Genomic DNA, 26,153 nt, shown 5'->3' with positions numbered 1-26,153 from the left:
TTGGTCCGCTGGAGTCGAAGCTGTGCGTCAAGCAGGATATATGACATGAACGAAGCTACCCAGATGCAGCAATCCTATCTTGAATATGCTGGAAGAAAGAGGTGGTATGGGCAATAAGAAGCAGTTTGTGATCAATCTTGCCGCGAGTCTGGTGAATTTCGCGGTGAATCTTGGGATCGGTTTCGCGGTCACTCCGTTCATCGTGGGGCGTGTGGGCGCGGAAGCGTATGGTTTCGTGGGGTTGGCGAATAATATGGTGGGATACGCGACTCTGTTCACAATCGCGTTGAATTCCGTGGCTGGCAGGTTCATCACCGTGGCCTGGCATCACGGGGACAAACGCAAGGCGGATGGGTATTTCTCGTCCACGCTCGCGGCCAACGTGCTGCTGGCCCTCATGCTGAGCGCGGTCGCGGTCCCGTTGATCCTAGGACTGGAGCATGTCATCAACATCTCGCCTCATCTGGTGACCGACGTCAAGTGCCTGTTCTTCTTCGTGTATCTGAATTTCGTGGTGTCCGCATTGAGCACGGTGCTGAACGTGGCGACGTTCGTCAGGAACAAGCTGTATCTGTCTAGCCTGGCGAATATAGCGTACTCATTGACGCGCGTCGTAGTGATGGTTGCGTGCTTCGCCTTGTTCCCCACGTATGTGTTGTTCGTGGGCATGGCCACCTGCTTGGGCACGTTGGTGATGGCCGGCATGAACTTCGCGTATACGCGGCGTCTGACGCCCGAGTTGCGGTTCCGTAAATCGGCGGTGTCGTGGAGGACCACGTGGGAGATGCTGTCCAGCGGCGTCTGGAACACCGTGATCAAGCTGCAGCAGATCCTGCAGGACGGGCTGAGCCTGCTGATTGCGAATCTTGCGATTAGCCCCCTTCACATGGGTTACCTCTCCATTGCGCAGGTCGTACCCAACGCGATCTCCGGCCTGATGGGCACCATATCGGGGTTGTTCTCGCCCGAGCAGACCCGACTGTTCGCGCAGGGCAGACCTGACGAACTGTTTCGTGAGCTCGCGTCTAGCATGCGTATCACCGGGTTCTTCACCAACATCGTGTTCGTGACCCTTCTGGTCAATGGCGAGGCATTCATCACATTGTGGCAGCCCGGGCAGGACGCGCACATGATTTACGTGCTGATGGTGTTCACCATGGGCGGGTTCTTCCTTTCAGGTGTGGCCATCACCCTGCAGAATGTGCCGCTGCTGGTCAACCGGCTGCGCAACTACTCCCTGGCATGGCTCGGATGCGGCGTGGCCTCGCTGGCCCTGACGCTGGCGTGCGTCGAACTGACGGATTGGGGCATCTACGCGGTCGGTGCCGTGTCTCAGCTGGTCAGCATCGTCGCGAACCTCACCTTCGTGCCTATCTACGCCGCGAGATGCCTACACATTCGGCGGCGTATGTTCTATCTAATCTACATGCAGTACATAACTGCCACCGTGCTGGCCGCGACCTTGGGCTACTGGGCAGGTGAGGCGATACCCGTGCAGCACGATGGCTGGCCTGGGTTGCTTGCCGGATGCGCTCTCACGGCCTTCGTTACCTGCGCGGTGGACACGCTTGTGCTGCTAGGGCGACGTGAACGCTCTGTCATCATCCGCAAAATCGTTCGGAAGTAAGAAAGTAAGAGAGAGGATAAATCAGCATGGCTGACGACACATCGATCACCTTGGTTACGGCGTTCTTCCCCATCGGACGTGGGGACTGGTCCGACTCCACCCGCAGCGACCAGAAATATCTGGACTACTTCGCCCATTGGGCGCGCATGCGCAACGATCTCATCGTGTACACCACCCCCGAAATAGCGCCGAAAGTCGAACGAATCCGCTCGGATTTCGGTCGCGCCAACACCACGGTCGTCATGATCGACGACCACGCCACGATCGACCCGCAGCTGCTGGCCCTCATGCGCTCGACGGCGAGAACGTACCCTCCCTACAGCCTCTTCCCGGACAAGCCTGAAGTGGCAAAAGCCGAATACGACTACGTGATGGCGCTCAAATACTGGTGCATGCAGCAAGCTGCCGCGACCGCGCATACGGAGCATCTGGCATGGATCGATTTTGGGTTCGACCACGGCGGCACGCTCTATCCAGACCCTGAGTTCTTCGACATGCGGTGGGGGGGGGGGGGGCTTCGAGAAAGACGTGACGATCTTCGCGGTCAAACGACCGGACGACGCCCCCGTGTTCGACATCGTGCGACGCACCGACACGTTCATCCAAGGTGATTGCTTGGTCGTTAAAACCGGATACGCGCGCCGTATCTACGACGACGTGCGCGAGCAATACCTCCACCTGTTATGCTGCGGCATGATCGACGACGACCAAATCGTGCTGCAGATGTGCGCGCGATGGAACCCGGAGCACTACGCCATACTACCCAGCAGCTGGTTCTCCCCGCTACGCGACTACACTGGCGAGGCGTCCCGCACGCAGGCCGTGCCATACGGCGACGACGAGAAAACCATCTCCGCGAGGCAACGATACCATTGGGCCAAACTTTGCCTGAAGCACAGCATCCGCCAATTCCGACACATGATGCGAACAATCACTCTCGCATAGGAAACATCTCCAAGAAAACGTCCGCAGCCCCTAGCGCCCGAGATCTTGCGCACTTTGGTCAACGCACCACGGACGGGCAATGACCAAAGTGCGCAAGCCTTCGGGCACTACCGCGACAAAATCCGCCGCATCGTCCCCACCGAATGGTCCACACGCCGCTACCTCGATATGTCCCGACTCGATGGCAACCTACAAGCAGCGAACTGAACATCGCGCCACAGGCGGGCAATGACCAAAGTACGCAGACCTTCGGGCGCTACCCACACCGGACAGAGTCCGGGGAGGGTAAATCTCAGACGCTACCTTTTTGGGAGATGCTAATGATAAATGATTTTCGGTTAACCAATAAGCCATATCTTACGAGTATGTTCATTCCTTTGCTGATAAGGAAAATGGAGAATTGTCAGTTTTTGATTTCAAAGAAAAGAATAGACCAGGTTTATTCTTTCTTTTCAAAAGAAACTCAAAAATATATCCGAAAAGAATATGATTTTCTTTTCCGTGATTATAATAAACGTACGGAAACCGCAATTCCTTTTCTCAAGACGGATAGGGTGCCTGTATGGACCTGTTGGTTAACGGGAATCAACAGTGCTCCCGAGTTGATTCGTGCTGTTGTTCATAATCAAAAGAGTGTTTTGGAGGGGGGCAATTTGATTATAGAATACTTACTTTGGATAATTACGATCAGTATGTGTCTCTTCCGGGAAAAATAATTGATAGGTTTAATGCTGGAATAATAGAACCTGCCTTTTTCTCCGATATTCTAAGATGTGCTACTCTGCATCAGAATGGTGGAATCTGGTTGGATTCAACGGTTCTTTTGAGCAAAAGCATTCCTTTGGAGATCCTTTCCCATCCGTTCTATTATGCGAAAGGCGTTCGTTTAGCTAAAAAAGATATGTCAACAATGCCTCAGACATCTAAATTTGCTACCTATTTCCTTGCCTGTCAAAAAGGATCTTTATTCTTGCAATACTTATACGAAGTTCTTTTAGAATATTGGTGCAGAAATGATTTCTGTATTGAATACTTAATTTTCAATGATATGGCGATTGTAGGTTTGTCATATATAGAATTATTTCAACAGGAGAATATTTTAATACCTAATAATAATACTGGCTGCGAGATTCTTCAGCATATGTTATCAAAAGATTTTGTCTCTAACGGAAAGCAACTTGATGAATTCACTTATATCCATAAGTTAGCAAGAAAAGCGTATTATGACGACTTATCAATCTCATTGATAAAAAAATACTGCTACAATCTTTTATCTTTTGATGAGATGGTTGCAAGGATTGTGGCACGCTATTAAGGAGATTGGTTTGCAAAGATGCGCGAACAATCATCGCTTAATTAAGAATCATGTTGATAGGGGCTGCGAACTTTCTGATAGTGCCCGAAGGTTCGCACACTTTTGGTTCCGCCTGTTCCTGGTGTGGTGTTCAGTTCGTTGCTTGTAGGTTGCCATCGAACCGGGACATGTCGAGGTAGCGGCGTGTGGATCCGTAGGAGGGGCTGTGTTTTGTCAAGTTCGTGTCGGCTGGACGAGGTGGTGACGTTTTCTTGGACTCGTTGAGTCGGAAAGGACGTCATCGTGAGGTATACGAGGGAGCAGCGGGATCGGGCGGCGGGCCTGTACGTCAAGTACGGGTGTTGCGCCGCGGATGTGGTGCGGGAACTGATTATTTGATTTGTTGAGGTCCGTGGTTATTGCGGTTGGGGGCCGTTGTGGGTTTTGTGGGTCATTTTGTTTCGAGGCCGGGGTTATTGCGGTCGGAGACCATGGTTGGTTAGGCTCCTTTCACCATGCGAGGGACGTGTGGTGAAAGGAGTTGCCTTTAATGGTACGGAAAATCAAGGCAAAGACGATCCTGCGCCTGAGCGAGCAGGGTCTGTCGGGCCGCGCGATCGCGAAATCCCAGGGGATCGCGCGCCGAAGCGTCGCGGAAACGCTCGATGCCGCGACGTCGGCCGGTGTCGGCTGGGCCGACGTCGCGGGCAAGACCGATGACGAGGTGTACGCCCTGTTGTTCCCGGGGCGTGGTGATCGTGAGAGCGCGTACGAACGGCCGGACTGGGCGAAGGTGCATCGTGAGCTGGCGCGTGTGGGCGTGACGTTGAGGATCCTGCAAGGCGAGTACATGGACGGATGCCGGCAGACCGGGAAGCCCTATATGGGGTACGACAGGTTCTGCAAGCTGTACGCGGCGTATGTGGCGGGACTCGGGGTGGCCTCGCGCGTGGAGCACAAGGCCGGCCGGACGATCGAGGTCGACTGGGCGGGCAAGACCATGCGGATCGTCGATCCGGTCACCGGGGATTCGTCGAGGGTGCACCTGTTCGTGGCCGTGTTGCCGTTCAGTCGGTACGCGTTCGTGGAGCCCGCCCTGGATATGGGGCAGAACTCGTGGCTGCGCTGTCATGTGGCGATGTTCGAGTGGTTCGGCGGTTCCACGCCGCGCCTGGTGTGCGACAACCTCAAGACCGGCGTGGTCAAGCATCCACGTGAGGGCGAGGTCGTGTTGAACGACGCGTACCGGGGGCTGGCCGAGCACTATTCGGCGGCCGTGCTGCCCGGACGGGTGAGGAGGCCGAAGGACAAGCCCTCGGTGGAGAACACCGTGTGGCATGCCACGATGGCGTTGGCCGGAGCGATGCGCGACCGTGAATTCGGCTCGCTCGACGAGCTGCGCGCGGCGATACGCGCATGGCTCATGGAATACAATTCCCGCCCGTTCCAGAAGCGCGACGGATCCAGGCTTTCCGTGTTCGAAAGCGAGGAGAGGCCACTGCTCATCGCACTGCCCCCGTTGCCGTACGAGGTGGCGGACTGGGTCTACGGCAGGAGGGTCCAGGCCAACGGCCACGTCGCGTGGGCGCGCAACTGGTATTCCGTCCCGCACGCGTACGTCGGCTCCGCCGTGGATTTGCGGATCGGGGCGAGCGCGCTCGAGGTCTGGCGCAAAAACACCAGGCTCTGCACGCACAGGCTCCTGCCCGCCACCGTCGCCAACAGGTATTCGACGAACGAGGCCGACCTTCCCGATAAAGCCACATGGAAGCCGTGGGACAGGAAACGCTGCGAGCAATGGGCCCGGCGAATAGGCCCCGGCTGCGCCGCCGTGATCGGCAGGCTGTTCGCCGCGGAACGACTCGACGAGCAGGGCGTGGATCCCGCGCTGGCGGTGCTGAGGCTTTCGAAACGCTATTCCGCGCAACGCCTGGAGAACGCGTGTGCGTTGGCGTTGCGGTCGGTCGCCTCGCCACGCTATTCGCATATCCGGCCGATCCTCGAATCCGGGCAGGACCGGACCGACGAAATCCCCGACGACGATGGCGGCGGCATCGGCGATGGTCTCGGCGCCGGTGGCTGGGTGCGCGGCGGCGGCTACTACGCGAGCATGGGAAGGTGACGGGCAGATGATCATCGACACCGAGACCAAGCGCAAGCTGCGCGAGATGAGCGCCCAGGACCTGCTCGACGCGTTCGAACGCCTGGACGAGCGAATCATCGTGCCCCTGAGCCATGCGGAGACGGTCAGGCTCGCGGTCGACAACGCCCACTCCGTCCACATGGACGCCAAGATCCAACGCCTGGTCAAACGCGCCGGGCTACGCTACCCCCAGGCCGACCTGAGAACCATCGACCTCGTGGAGGAACGCGGGCTCGACAGGAGCGTGCTCGCCGGCCTCGACACCGGAAACTATCTGGAGCAACGGCTCAACACCGTGTTCCAGGGAGCCACCGGCTCGGGCAAATCGCACCTGTTGTGCGCGCTGGCGAAATCCGCCTGCCGGGCGCGGTACCGCGCCATCTACATCCGCATGCCCGACCTGGCCGAGCAGGTGACGGTGGCCGCCGGCAAGCCGGGCGGCGTGCCCAAGCTCGTGCGCAAATACGCCACCTACAACCTGCTCGCGATCGACGAATGGCTCGTCGACAAACCCGACGAACCATTCAAACGCTTCCTCCTCGAACTCATGGAACTGCGCTACGACACCGCCAGCACCGCGTTCGCCACCCAATTGGCGACCAAGGAATGGCACCGCCAACTCGGAGGCGACACCATCGCCGACGCGATCCTCGACCGCATCGTGCACAACACGATATGGATCGACACCGGCGAATACAACATGAGACAACGACACGGGCAAACCATGCTCGACAACTAACCGAACAGGCCGGTGGCGCCCAACCAGTCCGTCACCGGCCTCACCCCGCCATAACCCCGGCCTCCAAACACAATAACCAACGGCCTCAAACACTACAAATACTCAGGAACTGGGTATCCCAGCAGGGAGGCCTTGCCGGTGTGGTACCGGGACCGGCTCGAGGAGGAGCGCACCGGCATACCATCGACGCGCGGGGAGCGTTACGCCCGCTGCACGGACGAGCAGAAACGCGCGGCCGTGGACCATTACCTCGGGCACGGCAGGCGGGCGAGCCGCACCATGCGGATGCTGGGCTATCCGAAGAGCAGGGATCTGTTGGTCCGGTGGATCGACGAGCTCGCCCCGGGCGAACGCCTGCTCAGGCGCGGCCCGGTCCCGAGGAATTGAAGCGCGAGGCGGTGGTCGCGGTGGCGTCCGGACGGTTGACGTCGCGCGGGGCGGCCGAACGGCTGGGCGTGGAGGCGTCGGTCGTCGGGAAACTGGAAACGGCGGATGCTCGACGAACCCAAGGAGCATGCGATGGAAAAACCCATGGAACACGGACCGGACCGGGCCGCGCAGCCGTCAGACGGCCGGAAGACCGCGCAGACCGGCGGCGTCGGCGTCGCGTCGGTGGAGGAGTGTTTATGTTCAATGTTCTTTAGGCAGGAGTGGCATGGTGTTTTCCGCTTGATGTGCAGCTGTTTTTCCGCAGTATCGTCATCCCCGTGGTGGCGTGGGCGGCCATGGGTTCGCCCCTGCCTGTTAGATTCCCGGGTTGCAAACCAATAAGCAGCCAAGGGCCGGTTGCCGCCGGCCCGGGGAAGGAAAGGACAGTGACGATACCCATGTCCAAACAGCAAGATATCAGGAGGCTCGACGCGAAGGGCCTGCCGCACGCGCAGATCGCCAGGAGGCTCGGAATCGACCGGGGCACGGTCGCGAAGTGGGCGAGCATGGAGGACTGCTCTCCCAAACCGCCCGCCAGGCGCAGGTCGGGATCGATGCTCGACGAGTACAAGCCCATCGTCGACGGCTGGCTGGAGGCCGACCGTCTCATGCCCCGCAAGCAGCGCCACACCGCCAGACGCGTGCACGACCGGCTCAGGGACGAGCACGGATTCACGGGCTCGTACTCCACCGTGTTGCGCTACGTGGACGAGTGGCGCGCGGCGAACCGCGAACCGTCCGACGGCTACGTGGAACTGGAGTGGACGCCGGGGAGCATGCAGATGGACTTCGGCATGGCCAAGGCGCGTCTGGCTGGCGAGTGGGTCGACGACCATTGCCTGGTCGTCACGTTCCCGCATTCGAACAAACGGTACGCGGCGAGCCTGCCCGCGGAGAACGCGGAATGCATCTGCGAGGGCCTGACTGCGATATTCGAGCATATCGGCGGCGTCCCGCACACGCTCGTGATCGACAACGCGTCCGGCGCGGGCCACCGGGATTCCAAGGGGAACGTGACCTTGTCGCGCGTGTTCGAGGCGTTCGCCAGCCACCACCGGCTCGACGTGCGCTTCTGCAATCCGTATTCGGGCAACGAGAAGGGCAGCGTGGAGAACGCGGTCGGTTTTCTGAGGCGCAACCTCATGGTCCCGCCCATGGCGGCAGAGACCCACGAGCAGCTCACCAGGCTGATGCTGGCCAAGTGCGACGGGCTGGGCGAGAGCGTCCACTACCGCGCGCTCGTGCCGGTCGACGACCTGTTCGCCGACGACCTCAAGGCGTTGCGCCCCTTGCCGTCATGCCGTTTCGACGCGGTGAGGTGGGAGACGAGGAGGGCCGACAAGTACGGGTGCGTCGAGATCGACTCCAACCGGTATCAGATCGGCCCGAACATGCGCGGCAGGCGCGTGGAAGCCGCCATCCGGGCCGCCACGATCACCATCAGGGACGAGGCCGGCCATACGCTCGCCGAACTCGCGCGCGTCTACGGCAGGTCGGCGCGCACGATCCAGGACCCCGCCAAGGTGTTCCCATTGTTGGCCGTCAAGCCCGGCGCATGGCGCGACTGCTCGATCCGACCCGACGTGCCCGACGACGTGAGGGAACGGCTCGACCAAGCCGACGACAAGACCCTCAAGGCCAGTCTCAAGGCCATCGCGAGGGCGTGCGAGGCCGCGGGCTTCGAACCCGCGATGCGAGCCGCCCGCCACTTCATCCAACACGGATGGGGCTTCTCCGAGGCCGACATGACGATCCTGGCCAGACGCATCGCGGAAGGCGACGTCGACTACGGCGGCGACCTGCCCGACCTCGACGCGTACGACCGGTTCAACCACCCCGGAAAGGACAACGCATGAGCAGCAGACCCGAACCGGCGATCCCGGAAACACGTCGTCGCAGGGCCGACACCATCGCCAAAAGCCAGCGCATCATGGAGATGAGCAAACAGCTCACCCTGACCAGAAGCGTGCTCGCCAACACGCTGGCCGAGGCCACGCCCGCCCAGCTCGACTTCATCGAACGCTGGTTCGAGGCAGAGCTCGAATCACGCGACCGGGCCAAACGCGCCCGGCTGATGAAGACGGCGGGTTTCCCGTCCGACAAGGAGCTCGACGGATACGACTGGACCAACCTAGACATGCCCTCCGGCTGGGGCCGGAGCCAGCTCGAGGGCCTCGAATTCGTCGGGAAAGCCGAGGACCTCGTGCTCTACGGGCCGGTCGGCACCGGCAAGAGCTACCTCGCAATCGCGCTGGGACGGGCCGCGTGCCGGGCCGGGATACCGGTGAGGTTCTTCACCGCCTCAAGCCTGGTCATGCGCCTGAGGCGCGCGAAACAGGACAACCGGCTCGACAAGGAGCTCGCCGCCATCGGCCAGGCACGCCTCCTGGTCATCGACGAGCTCGGATACATCCCCATCGACGAGGAGGGCAGCCGCCTCCTGTTCCAGATTATCTCCGACTCCTACGAGACAAGGAGCGTCGTCTACACCACCAACATCGAATTCTCCGGATGGGCCAGGGTGTTCGGCGACCCGAACATGGCCGCCGCGGTCGTCGACCGCACCGTCCACCACGGCAGGCTCATCCGGTTCAAGGGCGAGAGCTACCGCAGCCGCAACGCCCTCATGACCAAATAACCAAACAAACCAGACCAAGGCAGCGGGCGGCCCCACGGAACGATCATCCCGCGGGAAACCCGCTGCACATCCTGCGGAAAACAACACGACTATCCAGCCGACGAGAACTTGACAAAACACAGAGGAGCTGGAGGCCCGGTTGGCCGAGTTGCGGGGGCGGATGGAGTCGCTGGCGGGCGACGTGGAGCGGATGCGCGCCGAGCGGGCGGATCTGGACGTCGAGATCGCGATCCGCCGGGGCACGCTGGAATTGTTGGGAAAAGAGCGGGGCGCAGACCCGGACAACCTGACGAACCGGGAGAAGGCGGTCCTGCTCAGGGCGGTCACCGGTGAGACCGGAGCGACCGCGAAGAGCCTGTTCGCCCGGATCGGCATCGCCCGCAGCACCTACCACTACCAGCCCGACGCCATGAAGAAGCCAGGCAAGGACGCGTGGCTGCCGCCCCTGGTGGAGGAGTCGTTCGAGAGCAGCATGCGCCGCTACGGGTACCGGCGCGTCCACCTGGACCTCAAGAGCGCCGGGATACGAGTGTCGGCCAAACGCGTCATGCGCGTGATGGCCGCCAACGGCCTCAAACCCGTGTTCAAGAGCGCGAAACGCTACGGCTCGTACAAGGGCGAGGTCGGCAAGGCCCCGGACAACCTGGTGAACCGGGACTTCCACGCCGAGGCCCCCAACATGCTGTGGGCCGCGGGACCTGACCGAGTTCTCCATCCCGGCCGGCAAGGCGTACCTCTCGCCGGCGGTCGACCGCTCACGGCGGGCTTCCCGTCGCGTGGACTCGGCGACAGCCCCAACGCGGAGCTCGCCAACGGCATGCTCGACGACGCGTGCACCACCCTCAAGGACGGGGAGCGTCCGGTGGTCCACTCGGACCGGGGCTGCCACTACCGGTGGCCGGGCTGGATCGCGATCTGCGAAAGCCGCGGGCTGGTCCGTTCGACGGGCGCGAAGGGCTGCAGCCCGGACAACGCGGCCGCGGAGGGGTTCTTCGGGCGTCTCAAGCAGGAGTTCTTCCACAAGCGCGGCTTCGCCAATGTGGGCATGGACGAGTTCATCAGCATGCTCGACGAGTACATGGTCTGGTACCGCGACACGAGGATCAAGACCGAATACGGCATGAGCATCATGGCACGCAGACGCGAGCTCGGACTCGTGGCATAATCAAGGAACAGGAACAAAGAAATCCAACAAAACAGCACCACCCCCTCAAGCGGAAAACACCATGACACTCCCGCCTAAAGAACATTGAACATAAACAAGGGGCGGACGTTTTCTCGGAGACTGGATGAAAAGGAGTTTGGATTGTCCGGTCTAGAGGAGCGCACGAGGGCGGTGGAATTGTATTTCATCATGCCCATGACCGACGCGCAGATTTGGGGTATCCGACCAGGCTGTGCTTGGAACGGTGGTTGGCGAAAGATTCCTGTTAATAATAATACGGAGAACAGGACTATTTACCATAGCCAATTCCTCTATCAATACCTCGCTTTCCAAGAATTTCTGGGAAAAAATGATTTATAACTGTAACAATAGGTACACAAAGCAAACACGCGCTAATCACTATAAATAGACCCAAAATAGTTTGTTCGAAACCCATCATCGAACTATCCATATCTATAAATAATCCCAGTAACTCTTCGCAAACCAACAAGAGAACATTATTAAAACTGTAATATATCAATGAATTCGAGCCTATATACGTCATTATCGTCGACAATGGCATCAGGCTTGAAGAAGACTCAAGACGTATCATCAATCCTATTGAAAATGCAATACCAGCAAAAGCTCCCAAGATATAAAATGGATAACTCCCATATTCATTAAGGTATATATCCACATGTTCACCCGTTACATATCGATTCAACAATACAGACAACTCAGTTACAACGCCACAGAATAAAATTAGTGGAAGAACTGAGAGACGCTTTTCAATATCTTTACCAATCGACCTCATTGCTTTACCGGCAATGAAGAACAGTAATCCTGAAGCGGCCGTTTCTATCGCCCAAGGCAAGATATGTCCTATATATATAGAATAACAATATCCGACTAAGGAGAACACGATACCAAATAATATTTGCATCTTGATAGATGATGAAATGAAGCGCTCGAAAATATACATACTTACATCTATTAAAAATAAACTGGTAAAAAACCATGGGATAACACCATAGCTCCCTCCTCTTATTTCTGCAACAATGCCTATCAAATATTGAATCAAAGAGAATGAATATGGTTCTCCAATTATCATTCCATTAATATATACTATTATGATGGTGACAACACCAAAAACAAAGCCAGGAATTAAAAGTGTTCTTATCCTTTTTATCACAAATGCTTTAAGTGAATTATAGTGCTTTACAGAGAATACATATCCAGATAAAAAGAAGAACAATGGCATGTGGAATGCATAGAAAAAATCCCGCACCATATCCGGACAGAGTGTATGTCCCCAAAAAACAAGGATCATAGCGAACCCTTTGCCATAATCCACCCAAGCTATACGACCAAGACTGTTTTGCCTGCTAGACACAGATTGATTATTCATATAATTCCCTCTTCAATAGCCTAATCCACAAATATACCGCTTTCTTTCGCGGCTCAAAAGGAATTCACCAAGAGTCGCATCAAACACGTCAGGCGAAACGCTCCTTCAGCTTCACTCGGTTTTGCAGAAACATCAGTTGCGTACACTCGTGCACTATCTGCAACAAAAGTGCATTGATATTGACAGGTAGCCAACTCTTATCGTCAGCCTCCTACTACGTAACTTGCTCAGTTTACCTATTGACACTAACATGAAGATGTCTAAAACTGTTATGCGAACCGGAGATGCCGTTCATGTCAAATCCTTTAATCAGTATAGTTGTCCCTGTCTACAACGTCGAAAACTATCTAGAAGATTGTGCGGCTAGCATCACGCAACAGTCATATACCAATCTGGAAATCATTCTAGTTGATGATGGATCCACAGACTCTTGTCCTACATTATGCGATTTGTTGGCGACAGAAGACCCGCGCGTTCAAGTAATCCACCAATCTAATCGTGGTCTTTCTGGCGCACGTAACGCCGGCCTTCAACATGCAACGGGAGAGTACATCTGTTTTGTGGACTCCGATGACATGATTCACCCAGAGCTCGTTCAAGCCTCTGTGAATGCGCTTCAACGACATCACACCGCAGCGGTCATGTACGGCTATTGCTCAATAGACGGACACGGTGAATACATAAATTCCAGTGTTGAATCTAAATTTTTCCCTAATCAATGCACAATGTCCGACAAGGAATTAATCAATTTAATCCTTAGTCGCAGGTTGACAAACTATGCTTGGAAATATATAGCCAAACGATCTCTTTATATCGACAATAAAATCTCCTTCCCCGAAGGACGAAACTTCGAAGATGTAGCTGTTACATACCGTGTCTTGCACGCGGCCAGGCGAATCAGCCTAATCAACCGTCCTCTATATCAGTATCGAGAGCGTCCATCTTCCATCATGCATCAGACGGACATGACTAGAAATTACCGTGATCTCGACTGTGTGTTGAATGAAATGTCGAGCGCAGTCAGTGACATGTTTCCCGAACTATCGGCAAAGGCCGACGTGTACCGCGCTACTTGGTTCACTGCAATCGCATGGTCGTACCTATTTTCCAATAGCGCCACAACAGCACAACCTCAGTTCCGAGATTTCATTAAGACGCTGTTCCGGAAAAATGCTCCATTTACAATCATTCGGTTTCTCCCCCCCAAAGAATTAGTCAAATATCTCATGGTGTGGATTCGGTTTCTGATTTAATTTCCGCTTTTCGACAAAGAAACGCTCGTACACGGGTCTATCTCATTAAGTGTGTAATTGGCGGTTTGTTTATTCGGTTGTGTTGGCCGGCCAACGGTCGGCGAAAGTGACGGCGAAGGCATTGAGCGCGGGCTTCCACCGTGTCGTCCATCGTACCTGGCCACGCCCGGTGGGGTCCAGGGGTCTGACGGTCAAGTACATGCATTTGAGCGCGGCCTGCTCGTTCGGGAAATGCCCGCGAGCACGGATCGAGCGCTTGAACCTGGCGTCGGGCGACTCAATCGCATTGGTCGTGCAGATGATCCTACGGATCTCCGCGCCATAGTCAAGGAACGGAACGAACCGGTCCCACGCGTTCATCCACAAGCCCCGGATCGCGGGATACTTGTCCGCCCACCTGCCGAGCATCTCATCACGGGCGCGCACGGCGTCCCGCTCGTTGACCGCCGTGTAGACAGGCTTCAAGTCACGGCGCAACGCATCCCAATCTTTCTTGGACGCGTAGTTGAACGTGTTGCGCAACAGGTGCGCGACGCAGGTTCGCGCGATCGCGAGCGGCCACACCACCTGCACCGCTTCCGGCAGGCCTTTCAACCCGTCGCAGATCAAGAAGAACACGTCCCGGACGCCACGGTTCTTCAACTCGGTGAGCACGCTCAACCAGTATCTGGCGCCCTCTGCCGACGGTGAACCCCAGATCCCCAGCACATCCCGGTTGCCGTCCAGGTCCACGCCAACGGCCACATAAAACGCACGGTTGGCGACCTGGCCGTCACGCACCTTGACCATGGTCGCGTCGATGAACACCGCCGCATATACCGGGTCGAGAGGCCGCGTCGACCATTCGACCATCTCATCAACGACTCGGTCGGTGATCCGGCTGACGGTCTCCTTGGAGACGTTCGCGCCGTATATCCGCTCGGAACGCGCGCTGATCTCACCGGTCGTCAACCCCTTCGCGTACAAGGACAACACCACCTCGTCCACATCAGACAAGTGACGCTGCCGTTTGCGCACGATCACCGGATCGAACGAACCATCCCGGTCACGGGGCACCTCGATCTCGACCGGACCTACCGACGCCGTGGCCACGGTCTTGCGCGTCGTCCCGTTACGGGCGTTCGCCGAACGACCATCCCTGCTCCGCTCATGCCTGGCGCGACCTAGATGCTCGTTCATCTCCTCGTCCAAAGCGGTCTCGAGAACCGTCTTGGTGAACTGCCGCGACAAGCCGTCCGGCCCGGTCAGATCCCAACCTTGCTCACGAGCCATGCGCACGAACTCGACCGCCGCATCACGCTGCGCGTCCCTGGCCGCTTTCAACCGCCCGGCGACATCAGGCCTGACAGCGGCAGACCCGGCAGCATCATCCGTCCGCTCCCTCGAGGCACCATCCTTGGTAGTCGTCATAACAGTCATTATCCCAGCAGACATAACCCACCGGTCCTTTCCAGCCAGCCCCAAGACCAGCCATCCAGGCCAATTACACACTTAAAGCAACAGTCCCCGGTACACGGTGGGAGCTATGGATGTTTCTTGGAGACTGGATGCAAGGAGTTTGGATGTCCGGTCTCGGGAGCGCGTGGGGGTCCCTATGTGGCTTGTCAACTCGAATCGCTAGATTGAGTCTTTCGTTTGGGCATGCTTCGCCTAGCTGAGCGTCGTCTGTTTATGTTCAATGTTCTTTAAGCAGGACGAGGTGGTGACGTTTCTTGGACTCGTTGAGTCGGAAGGGATGTCATCGTGAGGTATACAAGGGCGCAACGGGATCGGGCGGTGGACTTGTACGTCAAGTACGGGCGTTGCGCCGCGGACGTGGTGCGGGAACTGGAGTGTCCCAGCAGGAGGAAACGGATTATGTTCAATATTGTCTAGGCAGGAGTGTGTCATGGCGTTGTTCGCTTAACGTGCAGCTGTTTTCCGCAGAATTGCCCTACTGGGATAGCTCAGCTTGTGGATCATGTTGCTGGACTCAATCCGAACCCGATGAGCACATCCACGGCTCTGTTCCGCTACTTCTTCGAGTACGTCATGATGACGCCCCTTTCTCGACTCAACGAATCCAAGAGAATGTTACCACCTCGAAAACTCCAATTCATATTAATCAAATACACGCCAGTATTGGACGGAACCAAAGTGCATAAACCGCGGGCACTACCTTGGTCTGATGTCTGAATCCAAAGACTCTGCGTGAGCTGTCAGCTATTTCCTAGAAGTCTTGTTTTTGAGCTATTCTGAGTGGGGCGTAGGGTAAACATTTTTCTCTGTAATCGGGAGTTTCTATGAATCGTCGTAGGGGGTGGGCTGGGCGTAATTCCAGCATTGAGGTACTGCGTATTCTTGCGATGTTTCTTATCACGTCGCATCATCTTCTCGCTTATGGCGTCCCGGATCTGCTGACCAGCTCTTTGAGTGTGAATAAGGTTCTTCTCGAAACGTTCCTGTATTCAGGTGGCAAGATCGGCGTGGTGATCTTTTTCCTGATTTCGGCGTGGTATTTGCCTGTGGACGGAACGCTAAAGTCATGTTTCCGCAGGGTTTGGCTGCTGGAACGCGAAGTGCTGTTCTGGAGTCTCGCGCTGTTGGCATGTTCTATGGTGTTCAACCGTGCCGGAGTCGGAACGACACTGGTGGCGAGTTCCGTTCTGCCCACTGCGACTAGCCTATGGTGGTACGTCACCGCATATGCGGTGTTTCTACTGGTGTTCCCGTTCCTAGCCAAAGGCCTACGCGCGTTGGGCGCGCGAGAGCATTTGGCGCTGTGCATGGTCGGTTTCGTGATGTGGACTGTGGGCGAAGGATTTGTGCCGTTCTTCTCTCTGGGATTGCCTGGCGGCGACTTTCTCAGTTTCGTGTACATCTATACGCTGTTGTCGTATTACCGGTGGCATATGCAGGCAATATCTGCCCGTGCTGCGTGGGTGATGCTTGCCGTTGGATACGGTTTGTTGCTGTTCTCCGCTGCGGTTGGAGGACTGGCGTATGAGCGTTTGCATGTGGCTGCTCGTATGCAGGTGTATTTTGCCGCTGCGGAGTTCAAACTCGTGCCGTTGCTGGTTGGATTCGGATTGTTCTCGCTGTTCGTGCGCCGTGAGTTTCATTCGGCAGTGGTGAATCGTTTCGCGTCCACGATGTTGGCGACATACCTGATTACTGAGTATCCGGCGATGCGCAAGCTGGTCTGGCAACGGCTCATTCCAGTCGAATCGTTTTCAGGTCACTGGTATACGTTCATCGCGGTGTGCGCTGCCGTGGTTGCGGTGATGGTCGCGGCCGGTGTTCTGGATTTGCTGCGTCAGACGTTGTTCTCTCTGACTATCGATCGTCACCGCGGTCGACTTTTTGATCGACTGTGGGATTCTGCATCAGACAGCAAACTGGTAGCGCGTATACAGAGGATCTGCCTACCTGCGGATGAAAACCAATCACCACGCTTCGAAGAACATTGAGAATTGCGTAGGGACTACATAGGAAATTATCTCCCAAAATGTCCGCTGCCTTTTCACGGAGACTGGATGTAGGGTAATTGCCGACTTTTACAAGTGTGGGTGAGTCGTGTTCAAAGTACGTAAGTCTTCGAACACAACCGACATTATCATCACAGTCAACCTATTCTCATGATCTGGGTGGCGGTGGTGAATTGTTCAGGTGCGTCACGTTTCAATTCGAACGTTGAGTATCCGTTAATACATGCGTAGGCGGTCCGATTTGGTGAAGGACTGCAACCCGTTAAATCTGGCGAAGACAATGTCTTTTTTGCAGGCTTGGCGTGTTGTCTACTATTGGGCACATACAGTCAGAGAGATTACGCAGTGAAATCCGAAGATGGAGGTTAATCGAATGATGGGTAACGAGTATTCCCTTGGCGAACAAAGCAATGCCAGTAACAGCCAATTCAGCTTGAATGATTCCTTTTACTCGGATACGCATACCGTGTTGGAGAGTGAGGATATCGCTTCAACGATTATGAACGAAGTGAGTAGTCTTGGGTATCAGCGACATGGCCGATGCTTTATCACAGGACCCATAGGTGCAGGGATAACAACCGTCCTAAATTCGGTATTGCTAAAACTGAATAAGAGTATCGAGATGGGGTTGCCGACTCAGTTGGTCTATTTTGATGCGGATGGCAACGGCACGAGTAAGATGAGCGTATTGCATGCGTTCGCGCGCAACTTGAATCGTGTTGGGATTCCTACTCCTTATTTTGACTGTGCCTATTTTCGGACACTAGCGTTCAACGGCAACCTTGCTGCTATTCGTTTGGATATAGAGCAATTACTGAATGATACGAAGAAAAGGGCATTTGAAGTTAAAATTAAGCAATCCGGTCGTAAAATTCTTAGCTGGTTGCCAGAAGGAATCGGTCTGTGTGTGCCCTTGGCTGAAACGTTGATGGATTTGTTTGTGGAAAACGTGTGTTGTAGGGACTGGAAATCTATTAAGGCTGCGAATACCCGTTTGAAAGAAATATGTGATTATAAACAGGGTAGGATTTTTGCTGAACTAAGCAAGTATCTCAAAGAGGATATTGAATCTTGGACGACTAGTAAAGATGGAATCGAAACTAAGCTCGTAGTGTTTGTGGATTCTCTCAATAAAATCGGTGCCCCTGCAGATAAGACTAAAGATTTCTTTGCGTGGTTCGGTGAAATGAGCAATGCTGCAAGGTCATTTTGGATATTTGTGGATAGTTCTGCCTCCGAAATATGTCGTAGCGAAGACGAACGTTCATGTACCACAGAGATCAAACTGCGCTACTTAAATGACGAGGAAGCCAAAAGTTTTTTGGAAGAATACGATAGCAAGGCTGCGAATGTAGATGAAGAAGCTAAGTATGCTTTTGCTATGTCTAAGGGAAGTCCTGCTTTTCTGAGATTGTTCCATGATATTTGGCAGAATGCCGACGTCAGAGAGCGGATCAGGAATCAAGAATATGATTTCTCTAAAGATAGAACAATGATGGATTTCGTGGATGAATCTTATTTGCAACAACTCGAGACCTCTGTTCGCGGTGCCGTTTATTTGTGTGCATTTTTAGGAAAGTGGACGGATGCGGATTTGATTAATGCATTCTCGAATTTTGGCTTCAACGTTGTTGCTGTGGATGAGATAAGACATCTGTCTTTCATTCGCGTAAACGCAGAGAACGATGAGTATTACGAGATGGACGACGTGATAGCATATCATTTACGTCTGTATGCTCAGACCAATAGCTATCTCGTTGACTTACTGGGAAAGTATTTTCTTTCTCTGCTAACTGAGAGAATTCGTCAATCTCAGAAGGATTACGGGGATCAACGTGTTGCCGATGAACAGCTCTGCAAGAATATCTACCGGTTCCTGGACAGTATAGAATCCGGTCACTCGATTGAAGTGCTTTTGAAGTTCGCCTCCGAAATGGCTGAATTGCGCGTTTACGACACAGCAATTCGTGTATATCGACTTTGTCGGAAGGAAGCCGAACGCCAAGGTGATGTGGCGCAAGAATTCACAACTTACTTTGGGGAAGATCGCTGTGAGACGGGTCTGTTCTACCTTAAAGGAGCCATATGCCATCAGGAAACGGCCCTTTCTATTTGCAGGAGGGAGATGATGCGCTTCGACGATATTGCTGCGCAGGATGATTCCTATCTGCAATCGCCCATTCGATTGCGTGTACTCAATAATCTTGGTACTACACTCATGCGATTCTATGAGCGGAGTACTTGCGATCGTCTAGTGGAGGGGTATTCACATCTGAAATATCTATTCTACGGATACTGCATCGGCAATTCCAATGTTTCAACGCTAACTGATAGTCTCAAGGCACAGTATGCGAATAATTTTGGCCTATCCTGTCGTTCGTTGTATGACTGGTTGCTTGAACACCCCGCTGCCAGTGCTGTGTATCCCACTCACGAACTGTTATCTCAGGCTGTTGAAGCTTGTAGTTTTTCCTATACCATAAGGAAGAAAATCGATGGCGAAGAAGCCTCTTCGACTCTGAGATCCTTAATTAATCTGGTGTCAGTGTATTGGCGTTTCGGCCTGTACCTCAATAGTGAGTATTATGCGGCTCAGGCATCTGAGCTGTCACATGGAGCGCTTCAGGTCTTCGCCTCTCATTATAGTGCTGACTATTTGACGTTGCGGTTCAACCATGCACTGGCCTCGCGTGTCCAGGGGATTCTCGCAATGCAAAGTGGTGACTCGACTGCTGCGAGGCGATTCCTTCTTAACGCTCATGCAGAACTGCAGGAAGTACTCATTGATCGAGAGAGCTCTCTTGGCAGTCTGCACCGATCGGCGAAGGAGACAGCCAAGGAAATAGCGAAAACCAAAGACTATATGAAGAAATTAGGACTTTCGTTTTGATTCTGATTAAGGGCTGCAGACGGTTCCTCGAAGATGGAATGAGGAAACATCCGCAGCCCCTACCAGCTGTCACAAGCATCACACTAAAACGGCGACTAATATCGCAAGTGCAAACGCCGCGATCGTCAACACCCACGGCAGTGTTTTCGACCAACAATCCTTCGGTTTAAGCACCACGGTGATCAGGCCAACCAGGAATGCAAAACTACCGATAGTGGCTAAATTCACTGTGATGATTTTCGCTAACTCCCAGCCAGCGGCCTGCACATTCACATTCACTAATGTGGAAGCGGGCGTTATCCAACAATTAGCGAGATGCTTAAGATCTGCGAATGATGATGTCCCGCTGTGGTGCGGTACTGGTTACCCATAGAAATAGCGGAAGTGCGTAAAACGCGTATGCTTCGAATTGTAGATACAAATAGGCGAGCAGCAACAGCCAGCAAATGGTGGTTTTGTTCCACGCATGATTGCGCGTCACATGCCACAGCACCACTCCGATTGCCGCGGCGAACGCGATCACGCCGAATTCGGTGATGAACGAGGTGTAGGCGTTCATCGTGAACACGTTACCCGCGCGATTGCTCGTCGGCCCTCTGGGATCGACGAGCTGGCGGATCTCCTCCGTCACCATGCCTCCGTTGGCGAGGAACACTCGCATGGCGGACTCATAGCCGCGGGTCATGGCTTCGCCGATATTGCCTGCGCCGAAGCCGAACAGCAGGTGTGGAATATCCTGCAATCCAGCCTCCAACGGAGCGAGTGTGCGGATGATTCGCGCGGACATCGAGGAGTCTCCGGCGAACAATCCCTGGCTCGCCAACGCCTGCAGACGAGGCTGCGTGGCGAACAGCGCAACAATCACACCGCATCCGGCGACGGCACCGGCTGCCAGTGCCACGATATTGCGCGTGCGGGAGAACACCCACCGCCAAGGAACCTCAACAATGGCGCATACCACCAACGCCACCGCGCTATCCAAAGCGATACGTGTGCCGGAACCCATCGCCAACGATCCGAGCGCGAACGTGAGAATCAGCACGGGCAGACGGCGGTCACGGGTGAGCCAGAACAACGGCAGCAGCACTCCGTACAGGTGCATGCCGATGTAACTGGGTTCGGCGAACAGGAACTGCGGTCGTGAACTGTGATACTGGCGTAGGAACACGCCATTCACCTGATTCATGAACTGTCCCCAATCGAGGTGCCGGGCCTGTCCAAGCCAGGTCAGCACGCCGAACAGGAACGCGACGCCATAGGCGACGATCAGCAATGTGACGACGGTATGGAGTGAAAGCAGAGGGCTATCGTGCGTATTGGGTTCCGTGGCAGCGCCATGATCGGAGGATGCTCCGGGGTCGAAGGCGATGCAGAAGGCTGCCAGTGTGGCGCACATGGCGAGTATGGCGAAACCTGTGCGGAACAGATACGTCCAGTCCACGCCGATGGTGAGCCATCCATACACGCTGATAAGAGACAGCAGCACGAGCATCGGAACCATGCAAGGGAAACGGCGGACCACATAAGGCAACCGACGCGCGTTCAGCAGCGTGAACAGGAGGAACAACGCGGGGCTGAACGGCGACCAGTACGGCATCTGAATGCCCCATATCAGGCCGTCGACCGGTAGCAGCAGCACGGCGGTGTAGAACACGATGCGGGAGACACCGGTGAATGAAATGCGACAGGCGGTGAGGTATATGTGCGGCATGATTCAGAACGAGGGGAAGGCTCCGAAAGGGGTGTCGACGGTTGATGCGGTCGTTGTTTTTGGCGGGATTGAAGTCATGCCGAGAAGATTGGTGGCAGCGAGGGAATCGGAGTGTGGAATGGTCTGTTCGGAAGAAGCGGAATGCCGCGAATCGTCCGATCTGGTCAGGCTATTGGAAGGATCGTCAGACGGTGTCAGAGCCTGCGCGATGACATCGACGGCTCGGATGATGTGCTCGGCGCAGGTTCGATACGAATCGGCGGAATGTCCGAATGGGTCGGGAATATCTTGCGGGCGGGGCAATGTAGGCCGTTTGAACGGTGCGTTCGCGATGATCGTCGCCAACCGGTTCTCCGGTGTGGACGGTATCGCGGATTCCAGATCCCCGTCGCGCACGCACGCATCGGCGAGGTTGGCGAAATCGTCGAGCAGAAAGGTTTTGTGCGCGGCGGATGGGCTCCATTCCAGCAGTTTGCCGAGTTGCGAATCGGTGAACACGAGAATCACATCGGCCTGATTCGCCATATCGGGAGCGAACGGTGTGGAGCGGTGAGCGGAGGCATCGATGCCGCGATAGGTAAGCAATCGCAGATAATGCGGATCCATGGGAGAGGGAGCGAGATGCAACAGACCTGCGCTGGAGACGCTGGCGAACTGCCCGCAGGAGTCTCGGAACAGGTACTCGGACAGCGCGGAACGGCAGATATTGCCGCGGCACACGAACAGAACGTGCATATTCCCCCTCTTTTGCATGGCAAACGTTGTTACTGCGCTTGGCGATCCGAAGCCAATTATAGTATGAGCGAAAGTCGGAACATCCAGTGCTGACTCTGGAGCGGACCGAGAGGTGAAGTCGAGGTTTACGGGCGTGAGCTGTGTGCCTTGCGGGACAATAGCGCGAATCCGCAACCGGCGGTGCAAGCCAGTAGAGCGGCGGTCAGCAGGGCGATCATACCGGTAGTGTTGACGCCGGTGGCGGGCAGCGGGGTTGCCGTATCTGGTGTGGTGTCTTGCGTTGGAGGTGCGGGCTGTGACGGGTCTGTTGGATCCGTCGGCTCGGTCGGAGGGGTTTCGCCCGGTGACGGTGGTTGTTCAGGATCGCCGCCGTCGGGGGGCACAGGCGGAGTCGGGGAGTGCGACGGTGGTTGTGTCGAGCTCGGCAACCATGGACGAGATATTGCCGGCGTACACGGTGATATCGTAGGTGGCTCCGCACTGGGGCGTAATCGGTATGTCAACCGATACGACGGTATTGACGCCGTCGCCGTATGGGCCCCACGCTTCGCCGTCGACCATGGCCCAGAGGTACGGGAGCCCGCTCTCCGCGAGCTCGTCGGGAATCGAGGCGGTGACGGAAATCGAAGATTCGTTCACCACTACATCGAATATGGCGTTGGGGGAGTCGTTCGCCTGCGCGGGAACGGCGGAGGCGCAACACGTGAATACGACGATGGCCGCGATCAATGTGCGGGCAAGATGTCGGCGGATGTTCATGACGGTTCTCTACTTTCAAGTGACGCTGCGGTGGTGCAAGGAAACGACGTCATTGTCGGCACCACTCCCTCAATCATATCGGGAAACCTTAGGGGAGGCGAAACAAGTGATGAGCTTCATTAGGGGCAAGCGCATCGAGATGGGAGCCATGAACGTTTGTGGAGATGGTTTCTTATGTGTTCCGCATTTATCCGCGACACGAATCCCGTATGGCTTGGCGTGTGTGTGCAATGATGGGAATCGGAACATACGAACGCCGCTGATGGGACGCTGCTGTCGTTGGAGTGGCTGACTTCGTGAAGGAGATGAACGACCATGCGTAGGGCCACGGTATACGACGTTGCGAACAAGGCGGGCGTTTCCACGGCCACGGTGTCTTTCACCTTCCGGCATCCGGAGAAGGTCAAACCCTCCACCCGAGAGAAGGTGCTGGGTGCCGCCCACGAATTGGAGTATGTTCCGTCCGCCAGCGCGCGGGGATTGGCCCGCGGGCGCACGGGCGTGCTGGGGCTGTATTCGTTCGACATGCTGCTTGAGCGCACCGAGGGCATCGAACTCGCCGAAGACGATGCCGAAAACGCCTACACGAACGCCGGATCCGACATCATGGACCCTGACGTGCGCGCGTATCCGCTGTATGTCGACGAGGTGCAGCGCGGATTCGAACTGGAATGCTGGCGGCGTGGCAGGGTGCTGCAGTTGAGCACCGCGGCCGGACATGGGGCGGAGGAATCCATCGCGGAGATCGCCGGGCGAGTGGATGGGTTGGCGTTATTCCCCAGCGAGTACGTGAAGGGGCTGCCGTTGGAGCGCCTGTGCCGGCAGATGCCCGTCGTGCGCATCAGCGCCGGTAGTGAAAACGTGCCGGCCGCGTATGTGAACTGCGATAATACGACCGGCATGAACGCCATCGTCGATCATCTCATCGATGTGCATCATGTGCGCAGCGTGGCGTTCGTCGGCGTGCAGGACTCCTCGGATATGCGTGAGCGGTACGCCGCGTTCGTGCGGCGCATCCGGGAGCGGGGGTTGGGGGATATGCCGGCGCTTGTGGACGATTCCCGCGCGGTGTCCGCGGAATGGTTCGTGAAGTTGTGCGATGCGCTCGGATCGGGGCAGTTGCCGGAGGCGGTGGTGTGTTCGAATGATCAAAGCGCCCTCGGAGTCGTGGAGCTGTTGCAGGATGCCGGCCTGAAGGTGCCCGACGATGTGATCGTCACCGGATTCGACGGCGTGCTGGCCGGCCGCCTGTTGCATCCGACGCTGACGACGGTGCGCCAGCCGATGGAGGCCATGGGACGTCTGGCCGCGAAGCTTTTGGACGAGCAGGCGGAGGACCCATGGCGGGAGCCTTGCGAATACCGGCTTCCGGTGCGGTTCATTGCGAGGGAGAGCTGCGGCTGCGCGTAAAACGAACGCATAATCGTTGCGTGACGTGATATTGCGTGGCATTGCGGTATGGACGCGATGCTGCTGCTGCTGGCTTGGCCTACGTTGATGGCCTGCTGGCATCTACTGTCGGTTTCCGACTGTGATTCCCATCTGCTCAGGATGCCTTCCTCTGGCGTGTCGTGAGGTGCGTGGATTTGACAAACAGAAATCTAAGCGCTTAAATATTGCTATCAATCTAAGCGGTTAGATTGAGGATCTGGAGATTCAAGGAGGAACCAATGACCCATTCAATGTTGAAGAAAACCGCGGCCCTGCTCGCAGGAACCGCCATGCTCGTCGGCGTCACCGCATGCGGACGCACCAACACCGATAGCACCGCCAGCGCGGACGACGTCACCACCATCGACTCCAGCCCGGCCACCGGCGAACTGACCATCTGGGCTATGGGCAACGAAGGCGACCTGCTTGGCGACTTCGTCAAGGACTTCGAAGAGGAGAACCCCGACGTCACCGTCACCGTCACCGCCATCCCGTGGTCCAGCGCGCACGACAAGCTGCAGACCGCGATCGCGGCCGGCAACGGACCGGACATCGCGCAGATGGGCACCACTTGGATGGCCGACTTCTCCGACTCCTTCTCCCAAGTGCCCGACAACTTCGACCTGAGCGACTTCTCCGAAGGTCCTCTCGAGGCCGGCCAGGTGGATGGAACGCAACTCGGCATCCCATGGTATGTCGACACCCGCGTGCTCTACTACCGCACCGACATCGCGGAGCAGGCCGGTTGGACCGAGGCTCCCGAAACCTGGGACGAGCTCAAGCAGATGGCCCAGGACCTGCAGAAGGTCGACGGCGTCGAATGGGGCATGTACCAGCAGCCGTCCGGCACCGACTCGTTCATCGGAGTCCTTCCGTACGTGTTCTCCGCGGGCGCCGAACTGACCGACGACGGCCAGACCCAATGGACCCTCAACACCGATGCCATGAAGGAGGCGCTTGATTTCACCTCCAGCCTGTATGAGGACGGCATCGCTGATCCGAACGCCGACGTGAGCGCCGGCGCGAACATCACGAACTTCGTTTCCGGCGAGGCTCCGATGATGATCGAAGGACCGACCGCCGTGAGCCAGATCAACGAGCTCGGCGGCGAGGGCTTCGAAGACAAGTACACGACCGTGACCTTGCCGTCCATGGACGGCTCCCCCGACGCGGTCTCCTTCGTCGGCGGTTGCGACCTCGTCGTATTCAAGGATTCCGACAACAAACAGGCCGCGTGGAAGTTCATCCAGTGGGCCAGCCAGCCCGAGGTGCAGGCCGCATGGTACGAGCTTTCCTCCGATCTGCCGGCGTCCCAGACGGCGTGGAGCGATGAGGCGCTCGCGGACAACGACAAACTCGTGGCGTTCGGCGACCAGCTCGAAAGCACCATGGCGCCGCCCGCTCTGGCCACTTGGGCGCAGGTCGGATCCGCCGGCGACCGCATCGTCGAGCAGATCAACAAGGGTCAGGTGACCGTTGAGGAAGGACTGGAGAGCCTGCAGTCCGAAGCCGATTCGATCGGTATGGGGAACTGACGGGC

At 56.4% G+C, this 26,153-nt stretch carries 22 protein-coding genes; 16 read left to right on the top strand and 6 right to left on the bottom strand.

The window, feature by feature from the left end; all coding sequences use genetic code 11:
• Nucleotides 1-106 precede the first annotated feature (106 nt).
• The 11 genes from BL8807_RS01995 to BL8807_RS01945 all read left to right on the top strand — a co-directional run bounded on the left by BL8807_RS01995 (nucleotide 107) and on the right by BL8807_RS01945 (nucleotide 10,980).
• Nucleotides 107-1,627 (top strand): lipopolysaccharide biosynthesis protein, encoded by a 1,521-nt coding sequence (locus tag BL8807_RS01995; protein WP_072723511.1) that lies wholly within the window; start codon nucleotides 107-109, stop codon nucleotides 1,625-1,627.
• Nucleotides 1,628-1,653: 26 nt separating this feature from the next.
• On the top strand, nucleotides 1,654-2,238 hold the full coding sequence (locus BL8807_RS01990) for a WlaTC/HtrL family glycosyltransferase (protein WP_193057485.1): 585 nt from the start codon (nucleotides 1,654-1,656) through the stop codon (nucleotides 2,236-2,238).
• A gap of 4 nt (nucleotides 2,239-2,242) precedes the next feature.
• Nucleotides 2,243-2,572: a hypothetical protein gene (locus BL8807_RS01985; protein ID WP_264298328.1), complete on the top strand. Its 330-nt coding sequence runs from the start codon at nucleotides 2,243-2,245 to the stop codon at nucleotides 2,570-2,572.
• Between the two features lie 392 nt (nucleotides 2,573-2,964).
• The gene (locus BL8807_RS12085; protein WP_193057483.1) at nucleotides 2,965-3,288 is read left to right on the top strand and encodes a capsular polysaccharide synthesis protein; all 324 of its coding nucleotides are present in this window, start codon (nucleotides 2,965-2,967) and stop codon (nucleotides 3,286-3,288) included.
• Entirely contained in the window at nucleotides 3,246-3,887 is a 642-nt protein-coding gene (locus BL8807_RS01975; protein WP_193057482.1) for a capsular polysaccharide synthesis protein, read from the top strand. Before BL8807_RS12085 ends, BL8807_RS01975 begins: the two co-directional genes overlap by 43 nt.
• Before the next feature lie 529 nt (nucleotides 3,888-4,416).
• The gene (gene istA, locus BL8807_RS01970) at nucleotides 4,417-5,988 is read left to right on the top strand and encodes an IS21 family transposase (RefSeq protein WP_072723516.1); all 1,572 of its coding nucleotides are present in this window, start codon (nucleotides 4,417-4,419) and stop codon (nucleotides 5,986-5,988) included.
• Nucleotides 5,989-5,995: 7 nt separating this feature from the next.
• Nucleotides 5,996-6,748 (top strand): ATP-binding protein, encoded by a 753-nt coding sequence (locus tag BL8807_RS01965; RefSeq protein WP_072723518.1) that lies wholly within the window; start codon nucleotides 5,996-5,998, stop codon nucleotides 6,746-6,748.
• A gap of 132 nt (nucleotides 6,749-6,880) precedes the next feature.
• Nucleotides 6,881-7,135 (top strand): hypothetical protein, encoded by a 255-nt coding sequence (locus BL8807_RS11905; protein WP_226847412.1) that lies wholly within the window; start codon nucleotides 6,881-6,883, stop codon nucleotides 7,133-7,135.
• Between the two features lie 428 nt (nucleotides 7,136-7,563).
• A complete protein-coding gene (gene istA / locus BL8807_RS01955; protein WP_072723520.1) occupies nucleotides 7,564-9,033 on the top strand; it encodes an IS21 family transposase in 1,470 nt (489 codons plus the stop codon).
• On the top strand, nucleotides 9,030-9,815 hold the full coding sequence (istB, locus tag BL8807_RS01950; RefSeq protein WP_072723522.1) for an IS21-like element helper ATPase IstB: 786 nt from the start codon (nucleotides 9,030-9,032) through the stop codon (nucleotides 9,813-9,815). Before istA (BL8807_RS01955) ends, istB begins: the two co-directional genes overlap by 4 nt.
• 139 nt (nucleotides 9,816-9,954) lie before the next feature.
• Nucleotides 9,955-10,980, top strand: a complete 1,026-nt coding sequence (locus BL8807_RS01945; RefSeq protein WP_143147931.1) for an IS3 family transposase — start codon at nucleotides 9,955-9,957, stop codon at nucleotides 10,978-10,980.
• 289 nt (nucleotides 10,981-11,269) lie between these two features.
• On the opposite strand, the gene BL8807_RS01940 is transcribed toward BL8807_RS01945, so the two are convergent.
• Entirely contained in the window at nucleotides 11,270-12,367 is a 1,098-nt protein-coding gene (locus BL8807_RS01940; RefSeq protein ID WP_072723525.1) for an acyltransferase family protein, read from the bottom strand.
• A 293-nt stretch (nucleotides 12,368-12,660) separates the two neighbouring features.
• Between BL8807_RS01940 and BL8807_RS01935 the strand changes: the two genes are divergently transcribed.
• Nucleotides 12,661-13,620, top strand: coding sequence for a glycosyltransferase family 2 protein (locus BL8807_RS01935; protein ID WP_158217126.1), 960 nt, complete (start codon nucleotides 12,661-12,663; stop codon nucleotides 13,618-13,620).
• Nucleotides 13,621-13,689: 69 nt separating this feature from the next.
• Here BL8807_RS01935 and BL8807_RS01930 read toward each other — a convergent pair whose 3' ends face one another.
• Complete coding sequence (locus BL8807_RS01930; RefSeq protein ID WP_226847410.1) at nucleotides 13,690-15,030, bottom strand: IS256 family transposase; 1,341 nt, start codon at nucleotides 15,028-15,030, stop codon at nucleotides 13,690-13,692.
• A gap of 872 nt (nucleotides 15,031-15,902) precedes the next feature.
• On the opposite strand from BL8807_RS01930, the gene BL8807_RS01925 reads away from it, so the two are divergent.
• The gene (locus BL8807_RS01925) at nucleotides 15,903-17,069 is read left to right on the top strand and encodes an acyltransferase family protein (protein ID WP_083570077.1); all 1,167 of its coding nucleotides are present in this window, start codon (nucleotides 15,903-15,905) and stop codon (nucleotides 17,067-17,069) included.
• 391 nt (nucleotides 17,070-17,460) lie between these two features.
• The gene (locus tag BL8807_RS01920; RefSeq protein WP_072723531.1) at nucleotides 17,461-19,977 is read left to right on the top strand and encodes a hypothetical protein; all 2,517 of its coding nucleotides are present in this window, start codon (nucleotides 17,461-17,463) and stop codon (nucleotides 19,975-19,977) included.
• Between the two features lie 78 nt (nucleotides 19,978-20,055).
• Here BL8807_RS01920 and BL8807_RS01915 read toward each other — a convergent pair whose 3' ends face one another.
• The 4 genes from BL8807_RS01915 to BL8807_RS01900 all read right to left on the bottom strand — a co-directional run bounded on the left by BL8807_RS01915 (nucleotide 20,056) and on the right by BL8807_RS01900 (nucleotide 23,182).
• Nucleotides 20,056-20,244, bottom strand: coding sequence for a hypothetical protein (locus BL8807_RS01915; protein ID WP_143249045.1), 189 nt, complete (start codon nucleotides 20,242-20,244; stop codon nucleotides 20,056-20,058).
• Nucleotides 20,245-20,296: 52 nt separating this feature from the next.
• Nucleotides 20,297-21,688 carry a hypothetical protein gene (locus BL8807_RS01910; protein ID WP_072723533.1) on the bottom strand — a complete coding sequence of 464 codons (1,392 nt, stop codon included), beginning with the start codon at nucleotides 21,686-21,688 and terminating at the stop codon, nucleotides 20,297-20,299.
• A gap of 3 nt (nucleotides 21,689-21,691) precedes the next feature.
• Complete coding sequence (locus BL8807_RS01905) at nucleotides 21,692-22,423, bottom strand: arsenate reductase/protein-tyrosine-phosphatase family protein (protein ID WP_072723535.1); 732 nt, start codon at nucleotides 22,421-22,423, stop codon at nucleotides 21,692-21,694.
• A 357-nt stretch (nucleotides 22,424-22,780) separates the two neighbouring features.
• Nucleotides 22,781-23,182, bottom strand: coding sequence for a hypothetical protein (locus BL8807_RS01900; RefSeq protein ID WP_072723538.1), 402 nt, complete (start codon nucleotides 23,180-23,182; stop codon nucleotides 22,781-22,783).
• A 315-nt stretch (nucleotides 23,183-23,497) separates the two neighbouring features.
• Between BL8807_RS01900 and BL8807_RS01895 the strand changes: the two genes are divergently transcribed.
• Together BL8807_RS01895 and BL8807_RS01890 are read left to right on the top strand one after the other, a co-directional pair.
• Nucleotides 23,498-24,592 carry a LacI family DNA-binding transcriptional regulator gene (locus BL8807_RS01895; RefSeq protein ID WP_072723540.1) on the top strand — a complete coding sequence of 365 codons (1,095 nt, stop codon included), beginning with the start codon at nucleotides 23,498-23,500 and terminating at the stop codon, nucleotides 24,590-24,592.
• Nucleotides 24,593-24,852: 260 nt separating this feature from the next.
• Nucleotides 24,853-26,148 carry an extracellular solute-binding protein gene (locus BL8807_RS01890; RefSeq protein ID WP_072723542.1) on the top strand — a complete coding sequence of 432 codons (1,296 nt, stop codon included), beginning with the start codon at nucleotides 24,853-24,855 and terminating at the stop codon, nucleotides 26,146-26,148.
• Nucleotides 26,149-26,153: the final 5 nt, after the last annotated feature.

It is taken from the genome of Bifidobacterium lemurum, assembly GCF_014898175.1.
GTDB classification, from domain to species: Bacteria; Actinomycetota; Actinomycetes; order Actinomycetales; family Bifidobacteriaceae; genus Bifidobacterium; species Bifidobacterium lemurum.
This window is presented reverse-complemented; position numbering and strand designations above follow the sequence as displayed.